14 protein-coding genes are annotated in these 15,427 nt (G+C 61.3%); 5 read left to right on the top strand and 9 right to left on the bottom strand.

What is annotated here, in order from left to right; genetic code table 11:
• The first annotated feature begins 18 nt into the window (after nucleotides 1-18).
• From ACR0LD_RS00800 to pdeM, 5 genes are all read left to right on the top strand, one after another.
• The gene (locus ACR0LD_RS00800; protein WP_480635293.1) at nucleotides 19-870 is read left to right on the top strand and encodes a tetratricopeptide repeat protein; all 852 of its coding nucleotides are present in this window, start codon (nucleotides 19-21) and stop codon (nucleotides 868-870) included.
• Between the two features lie 3 nt (nucleotides 871-873).
• Nucleotides 874-1,419 (top strand): prepilin peptidase, encoded by a 546-nt coding sequence (locus tag ACR0LD_RS00795; RefSeq protein ID WP_170366658.1) that lies wholly within the window; start codon nucleotides 874-876, stop codon nucleotides 1,417-1,419.
• 117 nt (nucleotides 1,420-1,536) lie between these two features.
• Nucleotides 1,537-2,844, top strand: coding sequence for a P-loop NTPase family protein (locus ACR0LD_RS00790; protein ID WP_093962764.1), 1,308 nt, complete (start codon nucleotides 1,537-1,539; stop codon nucleotides 2,842-2,844).
• 52 nt (nucleotides 2,845-2,896) lie between these two features.
• On the top strand, nucleotides 2,897-5,308 hold the full coding sequence (locus ACR0LD_RS00785; protein ID WP_480635291.1) for a ligase-associated DNA damage response DEXH box helicase: 2,412 nt from the start codon (nucleotides 2,897-2,899) through the stop codon (nucleotides 5,306-5,308).
• A gap of 44 nt (nucleotides 5,309-5,352) precedes the next feature.
• Nucleotides 5,353-6,015, top strand: a complete 663-nt coding sequence (gene pdeM, locus ACR0LD_RS00780; RefSeq protein WP_170435313.1) for a ligase-associated DNA damage response endonuclease PdeM — start codon at nucleotides 5,353-5,355, stop codon at nucleotides 6,013-6,015.
• 12 nt (nucleotides 6,016-6,027) lie between these two features.
• Here the strand turns inward: pdeM and ACR0LD_RS00775 are convergent, their stop codons facing one another.
• From ACR0LD_RS00775 to pal, 9 genes are all read right to left on the bottom strand, one after another.
• Nucleotides 6,028-6,621, bottom strand: a complete 594-nt coding sequence (locus ACR0LD_RS00775; protein ID WP_480635289.1) for a LytTR family DNA-binding domain-containing protein — start codon at nucleotides 6,619-6,621, stop codon at nucleotides 6,028-6,030.
• Between the two features lie 349 nt (nucleotides 6,622-6,970).
• Nucleotides 6,971-7,861, bottom strand: a complete 891-nt coding sequence (gene folD, locus ACR0LD_RS00770; protein WP_170358169.1) for a bifunctional methylenetetrahydrofolate dehydrogenase/methenyltetrahydrofolate cyclohydrolase FolD — start codon at nucleotides 7,859-7,861, stop codon at nucleotides 6,971-6,973.
• Between the two features lie 53 nt (nucleotides 7,862-7,914).
• Entirely contained in the window at nucleotides 7,915-8,220 is a 306-nt protein-coding gene (locus ACR0LD_RS00765; protein WP_170337522.1) for a chorismate mutase, read from the bottom strand.
• A 57-nt stretch (nucleotides 8,221-8,277) separates the two neighbouring features.
• Nucleotides 8,278-9,954: a formate--tetrahydrofolate ligase gene (locus ACR0LD_RS00760; RefSeq protein WP_170337521.1), complete on the bottom strand. Its 1,677-nt coding sequence runs from the start codon at nucleotides 9,952-9,954 to the stop codon at nucleotides 8,278-8,280.
• A 144-nt stretch (nucleotides 9,955-10,098) separates the two neighbouring features.
• Nucleotides 10,099-10,695 (bottom strand): MOSC domain-containing protein, encoded by a 597-nt coding sequence (locus ACR0LD_RS00755; RefSeq protein WP_170401721.1) that lies wholly within the window; start codon nucleotides 10,693-10,695, stop codon nucleotides 10,099-10,101.
• Between the two features lie 107 nt (nucleotides 10,696-10,802).
• A complete protein-coding gene (gene ftsH / locus ACR0LD_RS00750; protein ID WP_093962771.1) occupies nucleotides 10,803-12,719 on the bottom strand; it encodes an ATP-dependent zinc metalloprotease FtsH in 1,917 nt (638 codons plus the stop codon).
• Between the two features lie 76 nt (nucleotides 12,720-12,795).
• Nucleotides 12,796-14,049 carry a tRNA lysidine(34) synthetase TilS gene (gene tilS / locus ACR0LD_RS00745; protein ID WP_480635286.1) on the bottom strand — a complete coding sequence of 418 codons (1,254 nt, stop codon included), beginning with the start codon at nucleotides 14,047-14,049 and terminating at the stop codon, nucleotides 12,796-12,798.
• Nucleotides 14,046-14,876 carry a tol-pal system protein YbgF gene (gene ybgF / locus ACR0LD_RS00740; protein ID WP_480635284.1) on the bottom strand — a complete coding sequence of 277 codons (831 nt, stop codon included), beginning with the start codon at nucleotides 14,874-14,876 and terminating at the stop codon, nucleotides 14,046-14,048. Before ybgF ends, tilS begins: the two co-directional genes overlap by 4 nt.
• A 4-nt stretch (nucleotides 14,877-14,880) precedes the next feature.
• The gene (gene pal, locus ACR0LD_RS00735; RefSeq protein ID WP_093962774.1) at nucleotides 14,881-15,384 is read right to left on the bottom strand and encodes a peptidoglycan-associated lipoprotein Pal; all 504 of its coding nucleotides are present in this window, start codon (nucleotides 15,382-15,384) and stop codon (nucleotides 14,881-14,883) included.
• Nucleotides 15,385-15,427: the final 43 nt, after the last annotated feature.

Genomic DNA, 15,427 nt, shown 5'->3' with positions numbered 1-15,427 from the left:
GCAGTAAGGGACGCAAAAATGCGCCAACAATTCCTGATTCCGACAGTCGTCGTGTGCGGGCTGATCCTGTCTGCATGCGCAAAAGAAACCGAAGAGGAAAAGGTCGAACGCACGTTCCAGGAAGTGAACGTCATCGATGAGACGAACCTCAACGACGTGATGCTCAATGCGGCTGACCCGAACGAGGCAGTGACCTATTTCCGTGGAGCAGCCAGCAAGAATCCAGATCGGATCGATTTGCAGCGCGGCCTTGCCATTTCGCTGACTCGCGCCAAGCGCAGCACCGAAGCATCGGCCGCCTGGAAGCGCGTGACCGCGATGTCCGGTGCAACGAACGCGGATCGCGTCGATTATGCGGACTCGTTGGTCCGCAGTGGTGACTGGAAGGCGGCAAAGGCAGCGCTGGACCAGATCCCCCCGACCTACGAGACGTTCAAACGCTATCGGCTTGAAGCCTTGGTGGCAGATGCCAGCAAGGATTGGATGCGTGCGGACCAGTTCTATGAAACCGCAATCGGGCTGACCACACGGCCGGCCGGCGTGATGAACAACTGGGGGTATTCCAAGTTGACCCGCGGCCAATATTCCGAGGCCGAGCGCCTGTTCACCGAAGCCATCCGACAGGACAGTTCATTGTTCACAGCAAAGAACAATCTGGTTCTGGCCCGCTCGGCGCAGGGGAATTATTCCATGCCGGTGATCCCGATGTCCCAGACCGAACGTGCGGAACTCTTGAACACGATGGGCATCTCGGCCGTGAAGCGCGGTGACATCAACACTGCCAAGAACCTGTTCCGGGAAGCCATCGCCACCCATCCGCAGCATTTCGACGAAGCGGTTCGGTCGCTCCGCGCGCTCGAGGAAGCATAAAGCATGGCAATTCCTGCAGTGGCAGCCCTGTGGTTTCTACCATTTGTGCTGCCCATCTGTTTCTATGTCGCGTTCACCGACATGCGGGAAATGAAGATCAAGAACCATGCGGTCACAGCTCTGGCCTTGGTATTTGTGGTGGTCGGGCTGATTGTGCTGCCACCTTGGTCGGGCGAATGGGTTGGGGCCAGCATCGGGCCTTTGCAGTTTTCTCTGCCGGTCTATGCCTGGCAGCTGTTCCATCTGGTGGTCGTGCTGTTTTTTGGCATTCTTCTCAATGCCGCAGGCGCCATGGGTGCGGGCGACGCCAAGTTTTGCGCGGCTGCGGCTCCGTTCGTGTGGGTTGGTGATCTCTTGCTGGTGATGGTGATTCTGATGGTCACGACGCTGGCCGCGTTTGCCACACATCGACTGGCCAAATACTCCCGCCTGCGCCAGATCGCTCCGAACTGGGAAAGCTGGGATCAGGGCAAGAAATTCCCCATGGGGCTGGCCTTGGGTGCGAGTCTTGGCATCTATTTGATTTTGGGCGCAATTAACGGCTCGTAAACCATCATGTCTGCGCCTTGCCCGCGCCTTGGTCCTGCCACAAAGCTGCGCCAGATTTTCCGCAAGTGGTCCCTTTCGGGACACAAGGATTGACAACTGGATAGACGAGCCGCGCTCATGAACATGCAGACCTCATCCGTTATGGCTCCTCCTGCCCCGAAGGGTCTGGGGGAAATGCAGCTTCCGCTTGTTATGATGCGGGACATCCTTCTGAAGACCGTTTTTCGCAAGAATGTGGACACGGTGAGCGAGATCGCCGCCTCGATCTGTCTGCCGAGTTCGGTGACGCAGGAATTGGTCGACATCGCCCGCGAACAGAAGCTGCTTGAGGCGACGGGGACATTGAACGCCAACAGCGGCAACGAAATGGGCTATCAGCTGACCGACGCCGGCAAGGCACGGGCGCTGGACGCGCTGAGCCAATCCGAATACTTTGGCGCCATGCCCGTTCCGCTGGAGGTCTACCGCGAGCAGGTCAAACGACAGTCGATCCGGAACATCCAAGTCACGCGCGATCAGTTGACCGGCGCCATGGGGCACCTTGTTCTGCCGGACAGCCTGCTTGACCACCTGGGCCCTGCGGTCAGCGCCGGTCGCTCGATCCTGATGTACGGCCCGCCGGGCAACGGTAAGTCTTCGATTTCCAACGGAATTCGGGATGCGTTGGGTGACAACGTCTTTGTTCCGTATGCCATCGAATATGCCGGTCAGGTGATCACCGTGTACGACCCGATCGTGCACACAGCGATCGAGCAAGAGGCTGACGACCCGAACAGCCTGCGCCGCCGCAAGCGGTTCGACACGCGGTACGTCCAGTGTGAACGCCCCACTGTGGTCACGGGTGGTGAACTGTCGCTGAGCATGCTGGACCTTGTCTACAACCCCACGGCGCGCACCTATCAGGCGCCGCTGCAGCTGAAATCGACCGGCGGCATCTTCATCGTGGACGACCTTGGCCGCCAGGCCGAGCCGCCGCAGGCCCTGATCAACCGGTGGATTGTTCCGCTGGAAGAGGGCAAGGACATTCTGGGCCTTCAGTCGGGTGAAAAGTTCGAAGTTCCCTTCGACACGCTGGTCATCTTCTCGACCAACTTCCACCCGAACGAGATCTTCGACCAGGCCGCGCTTCGCCGGATCTTCTTCAAGATCAAGATCGACGGCCCGAACCAGGAAAACTTCCTGAAGATCTTCGCCATGGTGGCCCGCAAGCGCGGCATTCCGTTGGACGAAGCCGCACTGGTACATCTGTTGAAGGTCAAATACCCGACCATCAACAATGTCTATGCGAACTATCAGCCGATCTTCCTGATCGATCAGATGATCTCGATCTGCGAATTCGAGGGCATCCCCTATCAAATGAGCCCGGAATTGATCGACCGCGCCTGGGCGAACATGTTCGTCAAGGACGAGGAAATCGTTAAGTAAGACGGGCCCAAACCGCATTCCGCTTTGTCACCGGGCGGGCTAGTCTGCGCATATGACGCAGATTCCCGCTCGGATTGACACCTGGTTTACCGCCAGAGGTTGGTCCATCCACCCGCATCAACAGGCCATGATCGACCGGGCGCGGGCCCCGGCGACGCTGTTGATCGCGCCCACGGGCGGCGGCAAGACGATGGCCGGGTTCCTGCCCTCGCTGATCGAACTGGCCGAGGGGCGGCACGCGGGGCTGCACACGATCTATGTCTCGCCGCTCAAAGCGCTGGCCGCCGACATCAAGCGCAACCTGCGCGGCCCGGCCGACGAGATGGGCTTGCCGATCCGGATCGAGGATCGCACCGGCGACACCACCCCCACACAGAAGAAACGCCAGCGCGTGGACCCGCCGCATATCCTGCTGACGACTCCGGAAAGCCTGGCGCTGCTGACGTCCTACGAAGATGCACCACGCATGTTTCACGGCGTCCAACGCGTGATCGTGGACGAGATACACGCGCTGGCCGAAAGCAAGCGGGGCGACCAGTTGATGCTGGCCCTTGCGCGCCTGCAGACCCTGTGCCCCGATCTGCGGCGCGTGGGCCTGTCGGCGACGGTCGAGGACCCGGACGTAATCGCGCGCTTTCTGGCCCGCCACCCCGACCCTTGCGACATCGTTCTGGCCGACCCCGGCCCCGACCCCGATATCGCCATGCTGCAAACGGCCGAAATGCCGCCCTGGGCCGGGGGCGGCGCGGCCTATGCCATCCCGGCGGTGCTGGAGCAGGTCCGGCGGCACAAGACGACGCTGATCTTCCACAACACCCGCGCCCAGGCCGAGATCTTCTTTCACAACCTGTGGCTGGCCAATGACGAAGGCCTGCCCATCGGCATCCACCATGGCAGCCTCGACCGGCAACAGCGCGAACGGGTCGAGGCCGCGATGGTCCGCGGCGACCTGCGCGCCATCGTCTGCACCGGCAGCCTCGATCTGGGGATCGATTGGGGTGACGTGGATCTTGTGATCCAGATCGGCGCCCCCAAGAACGTCAAGCGCCTGGTCCAGCGGATCGGGCGGGCCAACCACCGCTACAACGCGCCGTCCAAGGCTCTGCTGGTGCCTGCCAACCGGTTCGAGGTGGTTGAATGCGTCGCCGCGCTGGAGGCCGCACGCGCGCACGATCTGGACGGCGAACCGCGCGGCCCCGGACCGCGTGACGTCTTGTGCCAACACATCCTGATCGCGGCCTGCGCCGGGCCGTTTGATGCCGATGCCCTGTATGCCGAGGTCACCTCGGCCGGTCCCTATGCCGATCTGTCCCGCGCGGCCTTCGATGCCTGTCTGGAGTTCTGCGCCACCGGTGGCTATGCGCTGCGGGCCTATGACCGCTGGCAACGCCTGCAACAGCGCCCCGACGGGCTGTGGCAACTGCGTGACTCGCGCGCGGCGCAACGCATCCGCATGAACCTGGGCACGATCCAGGACAGCGATACCCTGAAGGTCAGGCTGAAGCGAAACCGGGGCGGCAAACCCCTGGGCGAGGTCGAAGAGGCCTTTGCCGCATCGCTGACCCCCGGCGACACCTTCCTGATCGGCGGTCAGATCGTGCGCTATGAAGGGCTGCGCGAAACGGTTGTCGAGGTCACGCGCCGTGCGGACAAAAAGCCCAAGATCGCCACCTTCTCGGGCACCAAGTTCGCCACTTCGACCCAGCTGAGCGACCGCATCCTGCGGATGTTCGCACAGCCCGGCTGGCCGCAACTGCCCGAACATACGGGTGAATGGCTGGAACTGCAGCGCCGGATGTCGCGGCTGCCCGGGCGTGACCGGCTGTTGATCGAGAGCTTTCCCAATGACGGCCGCGAAAACCTGTGCGTCTACGGCTTTGCCGGACGCAACGCACAACAGACGCTGGGTCTGCTGCTGACCAAACGGATGGAGGAAACCGGGCTGGCCCCGCTGGGCTTTGTCGCGACCGACTATGCCACGCTGATCTGGGGACTGGACGCGGTCACCGATCCCAGCCCCCTGTTCCAGATCGAGGCCTTGCGCGACGGGTTGGACAACTGGCTGGCGGGCAACGCGGTGATGAAACGGACCTTCCGCGCTTCGGCCACCATCGCCGGGCTGATCGAGCGCAACACAGGTGGCCAACGCAAAAGCGGGCGGCAGGCGACCTTTTCGTCGGACATCCTGTACGACACGCTGCAGAAATACGACCCCGACCACCTGCTGATGCAGATCACCCGCGAAGAAGCCATGCGCGGGCTGGTCGATTTCGGACGGATCGAGGCCATGATCGCGCGCATCGGCGACCGGATCGACCTGATCCGGCTGGACCGGGTGTCACCACTGGCGGCGCCCTTGCTGCTCGAGGTGGGAAAGGTTCCGGTCAAGGGCGCGGCCGAAGAGCGGCTGCTGGCGGAAGAAAGCGCCCGTCTGTTGCGCGACGCTGGCCTGGAACCCGCCTGAAGAAACGACTTGCAAATCACGGCCCGACAGGCAAAGAACGGACCATGAACAGCCTTGAATTTTCGTTTGCGGGTGCCCGGCTGCACGCCATGGGATCGGGCGCGCTTTGGTGGCCGGCGCACGATCTTCTTTGTGTTTCGGACCTGCACTTGGGCAAGTCATCTCGGATCGTTCGGCGGGGCGGACCGGCCCTTCCCCCTTATGACAACCGAGAGACACTGTCCCGGCTGGCCGCCGATCTGGACACGACCGGCGCCAAGACGGTGGTATGCTTGGGGGACAGTTTCGATGATCTCGAAGCCTCGGAAACGCTGAGCGATGCAGATCGGCTCGAGATTTCTGCGCTGCAGGCCGGGCGGCTGTGGATCTGGATAGAGGGCAACCATGATCCGGGTCCCGTCGCGCTGAGCGGCACCCATCTGGCCGAGTGGAGCCAAGACGTGCTGGTCTTCCGCCATATTGCGGAACCCGACGCGCAAGGCGAAGTTTCAGGGCATTTTCACCCCAAGGTCCGGCTCAATGCGCCGGGCCGCATGATCTCGCGCCCGGCATTTTTGTTTGACCGGTGTCGGGTGATCATGCCGGCTTATGGGACATATACTGGAGGGCTGCGCAGCTCGGATACCGCGTTGTCTCAGTTGATGCAGCCGGACGCCCGTGCCATTCTGACGGGCCCGCAGCCACAGCTGACGGTGATGCCGCGTTAGCCGACAGCTGGTTCAGATCACACCGTCTTCTTCGAGTTTGGGTTTGTATTTGCGGCTGACGGGAACCAGATCATCGTTCCGAAGGCGCAGGTAGGTTTTGCCGTTGTTTTTCCGAATTTCCAGAATGGCCGCGTCCGTAACCCAATGGGATCTGTGGGTACAATGGCCCGAAATCGGCTCCATCTCAGCAATCGCGTCAGTAAAGCGCGACCGGATCGTATAGGTTCCGCTGGTGGTCACCACATCAACGTAGTGATCCCGGACCGCAAGCCGCAGGATATCACCACGAAACCCGTCCGGCAGGCGGCTCACCAAACGGGGTTGGGGTGCTTCGATGACTTCGTCATTTTCAGGCGGGGCTTCGCCTTTGCTGACCAGAACCAGACCTGTGCTAAACAGCGCACCGTAGGTGCCAACCGCCAGCAAACCGGGGGCATCGTGGCCACTGGCAGCGCACAGGATCCACGTCAGGATCCACAACGCAGGCGTGAACAATACAAGGATCACCAAGGCAAACGCCACGTCCCGAACCGTCAGTCCGACATGGTCCAGACGATCCTTCACCAACTGCCGAGACCCCCACGTTGCCACAACCGCCAGAATCATCACTCCTGCCCAGAACGCCAGACGTACGGAAAAGGGTAGATCCATTTCTCGGAACGGTGGAAAAGCATAGGCGAGCAACGGGACGAACAGAATACCGGCGACCACCCTCTGAGGCGTGCATTCTGCAATGAATGGGCTCAGTTTTGACAACATATCAAAATCAATGAGCAGCCTTTCGGGACCCAGCCCTTGTCCCTCAGACGCCCACTTATTCACTTCGTAACCGGCTGGAAACTCAAGCTTATCACGAAATGTCAGACAATCAAACACGTTTGCGGCGTGCTAGTGGGGGTCGTTTCATCCCCACGTTGGCCCCGGGGCGGACGCTCCGCCCCAGGGCCGCCAGAGGTCAGGCCGTCAGGCCTTCGGGCTCGGGCAGGCCGTTCGACCGGCAACAGGCCGTCAGAGTGTTGGCCAACAGGCAGGCGATGGTCATCGGGCCAACACCACCGGGAACCGGTGTAATAGCGCCTGCGCGCTCGGCCGCGCTTGCATAGTCCACGTCGCCGACCAGCTTGGTTTTTCCATCACGCTCGATCCGGTTGATGCCAACGTCGATGACGGTGGCACCCTCCTTGATCCAGTCGCCAGGTACCATCTCGGGGCGGCCCACCGCGGCCACGACGATATCGGCGCGACGCACGACATCGGGCAAGTCTTTGGTACGGCTGTGCGCGATGGTCACGGTGCAGCTGTCGCCCAGCAATAATTGGGCCATCGGCTTACCCACGATGTTCGACCGGCCGATCACCACCGCATCCATGCCGGACAACGAGCCATGATGATCGCGCAACATCATCAGGCAGCCCAACGGCGTGCAGGGAACCATGGACTTCTGACCGGTGCCCAACAGACCAACGTTCGAGATGTGGAACCCGTCGACATCCTTGGCCGGGTCGATCGAGTTGATTACCAGGTCCTCATTCAGATGTTTGGGCAGCGGAAGCTGGACCAGAATGCCATTCACCGCGGGATCGTTGTTCAGCTTCTCGATCAAGGCCAGCAGATCTGCCTCGGACGTGTCGACATCCAGCTTGTGCTCGTATGAGTTCATGCCCACTTCGACAGTCATCTTGCCCTTGGAGCGGACATAGACCTGGCTGGCCGGATCTTCGCCGACCAGGACTACTGCCAGACCGGGGGTGATGCCGTTTTCTTCCTTGAGTTTTGCAACCTGGTCGGCGACTTGCGCGCGGACCTTGGCCGCAAAGGCCTTGCCGTCGATGACTTGAGCTACCATCCTTTGATCCCTTCTTTCAAAAAGCGGATCGGGCGCGAAGGGCGCCCGGTCATTCAGTCGGGGCCGAGCACGTTCTCCTCGCGCGCAATCGACCAATCAATCAAGATGCGCCAAAGCCTTTCGGTCAGATCGGGGTCCATGCCCACCTCAACCGAGTTCGAACGCACCTTTTGCACCACATCCTCGACACGCTCGGGAATTCGGGCCGGCAGGCCCTCGCCCGGTTTCAATTCGGACGCGCGATCGATGTAGGTTGCGCGCGTCGCCAACAGTTCGATCAGTTGGCGGTCCAGCTTGTCGATCTGAACCCGCAATTCCTGCATGGAATGACAGTCCTGCGGCAGTGTCAGAGTGGGCATCGCAATCTCCTCATGGCCCGGGGATTCCCCGGACCACGAGATGTCTTATTCAGCGGCTTAGAACAAGCCCTCGATCTGCCCTTCGTCGTTGAGGCGGATTGTCTCAGCCGCCGGTTTGCGGGGCAGACCGGGCATGGTCATGATCTCACCGCAGACCACCACGATAAAGCCGGCACCCGCCGACAGGCGCACCTCGCGCACCGGAACCGAGTGGCCGGTGGGCGCGCCGCGCAGCGACGGATCGGTCGAGAAGGAATACTGTGTCTTGGCCATGCAGACCGGCAGGTTGCCGTATCCGGCAGCTTCCCATTCCTTCAGCTGGTTGCGGATCTTGGCATCAGCCAGAACCTCGTCGGCGCGGTAGATGCGCTTGGCGATGGTCTCGATCTTTTCGAACAAGGACATTTCGTCAGGGTAGATCGGCGCAAAATTCGCGGTGCCAGCGTCAGCCAGTTCCACGACTTTTTTTGCCAGATCTGCAGATCCTTCCGAGCCCAGTTCCCAATGCCGCGACAGAACCGCCTCAACCCCATGTTCGGCGCAGTAGTCTTTGACCGCCTGAACCTCGGCATCGGTATCGGTGACAAAGTGGTTGATCGCCACGACGACCGGCACGCCGAAGGATTTCACGTTCTCGATATGGCGGCCCAGGTTGGCACAGCCCGACTTTACAGCGTCGACGTTTTCCGCGCCCAGATCGGCCTTGGCCACGCCGCCATTCATCTTCATCGCGCGAACCGTTGCAACCAGCACCACGGCCGACGGCGCAATGCCTGCCTTGCGGCACTTGATGTTCATGAACTTCTCCGCGCCCAGATCGGCCCCGAAACCGGCCTCGGTCACGACATAGTCGGCTACCTTCAGCGCGGTCTTGGTCGCGATGACCGAGTTGCAGCCATGCGCGATGTTGGCAAACGGGCCGCCATGCACGAAGGCCGGGTTGTTTTCCAGCGTCTGCACCAGGTTGGGCTGCATCGCGTCTTTCAGAAGAACGGTCATCGCGCCTTCGGCCTTGATGTCGCGGCAATAAACCGGGGTCTTGTCACGGCGGTAGGCCACGATGATGTCGCCCAGGCGCTTTTCAAGATCCTTCAGGTCGTTGGCCAGGCACAGGATCGCCATGACCTCGGACGCAACGGTAATGTCGAAACCTGCTTCACGCGGGAAACCGTTCGACACGCCCCCCAAAGAGGCCGTGATCTGGCGCAGGGCGCGGTCGTTCATGTCGACGACCCGGCGCCAAACGACGCGGCGGGTATCGATTTCCAGCTCGTTGCCCCAATAGATGTGGTTGTCGATCATCGCCGACAGCAGCGAGTGGGCCGAGGTGATGGCGTGGAAGTCACCGGTGAAGTGCAGGTTCATCTCTTCCATCGGAACGACCTGCGCATAGCCACCGCCCGCGGCCCCCCCCTTCATGCCGAAGTTCGGACCAAGCGAGGCCTCGCGGATACAGATCATCGCATTCTTGCCGATCCGGTTCAGGCCATCACCCAAACCGACGGTTGTGGTGGTCTTGCCCTCGCCCGCGGGCGTCGGGTTGATTGCAGTCACAAGGATCAGCTTGCCATCTTCGCGGTCCTGGACCGAGTTGATGAAATTCTGGCTTACCTTGGCCTTGTCATGGCCGTATGGCAGCAGGTCGTCGCTCGAGATGCCGATTTTTGCACCAATCTCCTGGATTGGCTTCTTGTTCGCCTCGCGAGCGATTTCAATGTCGGATTTGTAGCTCATTGGGCAAGATCCCTGATTGAATTCCGTGCAAAACCGACGCCGCGCGTCGGTGCTGTCAAATCCATACCGTTGTGTACGGTTTGAATGGATGTGGATTCCGACATTTTCAGGCCGCGAAACGGCGTAGGACTTGTTCGGACGTATCTAATCGGAAACCGCCGTCTGTTTTGGGTTCCATGCGCGCTGATCGGGGACGAACAGGGTCAGACTGTCTCCGAGCCTCAGAAGCCCCGGCCGTTCGATCCAAGCGGTCACCCCGCGCCGGCCCTGTGCGGCCGGTTTGAAGCGGGCGCCGTGCCCCGGTGACTCTGCTTCGATTTCACGTCCGGGCAGGACACAAGGGCGGTTCTCCATATCGACGGTCAGGGTCAATCCCGTATCCGCCTGCAGCCGAGACGAGGGCGGAACATGCGTGAAATCCGGAATGCCCTCGACAACGATACTTGCACCCAAAAGGGCCGGATCCAGCCGGTCCACGCCCATGTCAGAAGCAATGGCCGCCATTTCCTCGGCAGCCAGGATCGTCAGCTGTCGCACGTTACGGATTTCGGTGCCTTCCGGGTACAGATTCTTGACCCGCACGCAGGATGGTCGATTGAGTCCTTCATGACGCGCGCCAATGTCGCCCGAGAACCCAAGGTCGAGCTGCGGCACCGGCTGAGCCCGCAGGGATTGCCCGGCGGGAACGTGGCCCAACCAGACGACCCGGGCCTTGAATTCGGTTTCACGCAGGACAGGCATGCCATTTCCTTTCGACAGCGGATCAAAGTTCGCTGCAGCCTAACGCTCGCTGCCCTGATGAAAAGGCCGAAAAGAAAAGACCCGGCTCTGGGGCCGGGTCTCTTGCGTCATGCCGAAGGTTCAGGCTCCATCCCGCCCTCGGGCGGGGTCTTCTTGACCTTGGTCTTGGGAATAGCCGTCACGCTCGCGGCATTGCCGTGATCGGACTTGTCGCTTTCGTCGTCACTCTCATTCGGCGGTTCGCCATTCATGACGCGCTTGATTTCGTCACCCGTCAGAGTTTCGTATTCAAGCAGACCCTGAGCCAGACGCTCCCATTCTTCCTTGTGTTCGGTCAGGATCTGATGGGCGCGGTCATATCCCTGCTGGATCAGCCGTTTGACCTCTTCCTCGATCAGTTCCTTGGTATGGGCCGAAACCGAGAACCCGGCCGTGTTGCCCTGATAGCCCTCATGCGCCTCGGCATAGTCGATGTTGCCGACCTTGTCGGACATGCCCCAACGCATCACCATGGCCCGCGCCAATTGGCTGGCCTGCATGATGTCGCCGGCCGGGCCGTTCGAGACGTGGTCTTCACCGTATTTGATGACCTCGGCCGCCTTGCCCGCCATGGTCATGGCCAGCTTCTGCTCACATTCGTCCCTGTGATAGTTCAGCTGGTCCATTTCAGGCAGGCTTACCACCATGCCCAGCGCGCCGCCGCGCGGGATGATCGTGGCCTTGTAGACCGGATCGCACAACGGCAGGGTCATGCCGACCACGGCATGGCCGGCCTCGTGATAGGCGGTCTTTTCCTTCTGGTCCTGGGTCAGCACCATCGAGCGGCGCTCGGCCCCCATCATCACCTTGTCCTTGGCGTTCTCGAAGTCTTCCATGGTGACAAAGCGCCGACCGACACGTGCGGCCATCAGCGCGGCTTCGTTCACAAGGTTGGCAAGGTCAGCCCCCGAGAAGCCGGGTGTGCCGCGCGCGATGATGCGCAGATCGACATCCGGACCCAAAGGCGTCTTGCGGGCGTGAACGCCAAGAATCTTTTCGCGACCTTTGATGTCCGGGTTGCCGACGGTCACCTGACGGTCAAAGCGGCCCGGGCGCAGCAGCGCCGGGTCGAGCACGTCCTTGCGGTTGGTTGCAGCCAGGATGATGACGCCCTCGTTTGCCTCGAACCCGTCCATCTCGACCAGAAGCTGGTTCAGGGTCTGTTCGCGTTCGTCGTTGCCCCCGCCATATCCGGCACCACGATGGCGGCCAACGGCGTCGATCTCGTCGATGAACACGATGCAGGGCGCGTTCTTCTTGGCCTGTTCGAACATGTCGCGCACGCGGGACGCGCCCACACCCACGAACATTTCCACGAAGTCCGAACCGGAAATGGTGAAGAACGGAACGCCGGCCTCGCCTGCAATCGCACGGGCCAGCAGCGTCTTGCCGGTGCCCGGAGGGCCAACCAGCAGCGCACCTTTCGGGATCTTGCCGCCAAGGCGCGAGAATTTCTGCGGGTTGCGCAGGAATTCGACGATCTCTTCCAACTCTTCCTTGGCCTCGTCGATGCCCGCCACGTCGTCAAAGGTCACGCGGCCGTGCTTTTCGGTCAGCATCTTGGCCTTGGACTTGCCAAAGCCCATGGCACCGCCTTTGCCACCGCCCTGCATCCGGTTCATGAAATAGACCCAGACACCGATCAGCAGCAGGAACGGCAGCAGCGTGATCAGGAAAGACTGGAAACCCGATTGCTGTTGCTTTTCCGCCCGCACGGGGATGTCTTTCTCGATCAGCAGCTTGGTGACTTCGGCATCACCGGGCTTGATCGTGACGAAATTCCCGCCGGAACTGGTTGTGTAACGGATCTGCTCACCATCCAGCGTCACGCCTTTTACGTCGCCTGCTTCGACGGCGCTTACGAAATCCGAATAGGTTTTTTCATTGCTCTGGAGGGTTCCTCCCGGTCCGCTGAACAGATTGAACAGTGCAAGGATCAACAGGAAGAGAACGACCCAGAAGGCTATATTGCGAGCGTTGCCCAAGAAAATTCTCCCAAAAGACATCGGCAGATGAGGCGCTGCCGGGTTGCCTCTTAAAATAGAGATGATTGAAGCAGGTTCAATGCGATAAAAAAGAAGCCGAAAGCTCGGGGAATTTCGGGTCCATTTCAAACGTCCATCCGTTCAAAAAACCGGCAAATGGCGCGGACACGATTTGGTCGCCCAGCCAAACGGCGGGCGTGGCCATCAGCACCATGCGCGGCACCCCTGTCGCGCGCCAGTCGGGTACTTGTGGCAACCCGGTCTCGCCAAGCGCACGGATCTGTGCTCCGGGCGTGTCCGGCCCTGTCGCGATCCAACGCCCATCCCAGAGTTCGGCCGGTCGGGCCACGCATGCCGAAACGGCGGTCAGCTCTCTGCAAAACCACGAACTATTCCCGTCCGTCAGGATTTGACAACCGCTCAGCGTCGACGAACGTCCCGCAATAACGGCCTGTACGACCTGCTCGACTTTGCTTTGCCGCGGCGGGTACCCCGGACCCGTGATCCGCTGGAGGATCCCGACAACAAGCCGGCGCTGTATTTCTTCAGGCAGCGCGCCAAAACCGGCGCGATCCACACGCACCGCACAGGCTTTCTCTTTCGCAACACGGCGGGCGGATTCCTGCGCAAAATGCTCAAGCGCCCGGTTCGCACGCCCGAGGTTCGCGGCAACGCGGGACAAACTTTCAGCCGTGATCCCCAAGCCGGACAGATGGCCCAACGCCTCGCGGGCCTTGATCCGGTCAAAGCGCAAGTCCTGATTCGAAGGGTCTTCGATCCATCGCCCCCCCTCAGCCTGTAGGTAGTCCCGCAAGGCGGTGCGCATTTCGCCCAGCAAAGGTCGCCAAAGCGTGACACCCTCCAGTTCGCGCGCGAAAGACATGGCCGACAATCCGCGCACGCCAGCGGCGCGCCCTAGACGCATCAACACGGTTTCCGCCTGATCATCTGCGGTATGGCCCAGAGCGACCGCAGGAATGTCCTGCGACACCGCCCAGTCCCGCAGCAAACCGTAGCGCGCCTGCCGAGCCTGATCCTGCAGGTTTCCCGACCGGTCCCATCCCGTCCATTTCAGAGTGACATGGGACACGCCCAAATGTGCACATGTCTCGGAAACACTGGCGGCCTCGGCGGCCGCATCCGGCCTCAGGCCGTGATCGACAGTGGCCGCAAACAGCCGAACATCTTCATCCCGGGCGATCCGGACCAAAAGATGCAGCAATGCAAGCGAGTCGCTTCCACCGGACACGGCCACGCCCAGTCGCGACGGAAGCGTTTCGGGCAACAGCGCCCTGACGCGCTCCGGAAGGGTGTCGGCTGGTGAGCTCAAGAACAGCTCAGCGACGCCATTTCCTCGGTTGCCGTGGCCACAAAGGCCGACGACGGGAACCGGACGCCGACTTCTCCAAGCGTGATACAAGCCTGCTCAACCTGGCCCAACCGACCCAATGCTGCCCCAAGTTCGTACAACGCCTCGGGGGCCACCGGCCCTTCGGAATCGCCAGTAAAGCTGGCAAGGAAGGCCCGGGCCGCTTCGCGGGTATCACCCAGCCCTTCCAGGGCCTGCCCTCGCCTCAGGTTGGCTTCGGGGGCCAGCGGGCTGCCGGGATACGCGCTGTCAAATTTCGCAAAAAGATCGGCCGCCGTCTGGAAATCTCCGTCCGCAAGGGCTTGCGACGCGGCATCAAAATCGGCTTGTTCACCTACGGCCAGTTCGACCTGGTCGCCGTCGGCGGCATCGCCGGGCGTCGTCACCGGAGCGGTGATGGCCGCTGTGTCGCTATCTCCACCCAATGTCGGTGTGTCTTCGCCGGTGAACTCGCAACCGGGTTCCAGCTCGCAGAGACGGAACTCCAGATCTCCGATCCGGTTGGTTCCGTCCGTCACGACATTCTGAACACGCTGATTCAGCTGCTCGGTCTGCCGAGTCAGCCTCTGCAACTCGGCCTCGATGGCGTCAACGCGTTCCAGTATCGAACTGCCGGACAGGTTCGGCGCGGGCGAGCCTGTCGTAGAAAACTCGCGCTTGAGCCGTTGGATTTCGACATGCAGCACCGTCAGTTCCTGGCGAATATCGGCCAGAGTCTGCTGATCCTGCGCTTGCGCGCCGCTGGCAAGGGTCAAAGCCGCCGCCAGAACCAATCCCGCAATTCTCATCCTGTTACCCCGTTGTGGATCCGGTCAGCACGGTGACCGCGCGGCGGTTCTTGGAATAGCATTCCTCGGTGCTACAGATTTCGATCGGGCGCTCCTTGCCATAGCTGATCGTCTGCAGACGGTTTCCGGCCACACCGCGGGAAATCAGGTATTCCCGCGCGGCATTTGCCCTGCGGGCGCCCAGCGCAAGGTTGTATTCCCGCGTGCCCTGTTCATCCGCGTGACCTTCGATCGTGGCGACGTAGTCGGTATTGGCCAACAGCCACTGGGCCTGCCCCTGAAGGATCGTCTGCGCCTCGGGCGAGAGCGTGGACTGATCCACGGCAAACAGGACCCGGTCACCGATCGCCTGCTGGAAATAGGCGGGCGAACGTGGGTCGCTGGGAGAACCCGGGACGATTGCGCCGTTGCCGCCGGCACCACCGCCCAAAGCCGAGGGATCGTTGTTGGTACATGCGGCCACCAGCGCCAGCGCGCCCAGAGCCGCAAACTTGCTCAATACGTTCATTTCTGTTGCCTCTTGTCCCGTTTGTTTATTGACGTCTGTCTAT

Source organism: Ruegeria sp. BF8 (assembly GCF_056538625.1).
Note: the sequence above shows the minus strand (reverse complement) of the source record. Positions and strands in the feature narration are given on the sequence as shown.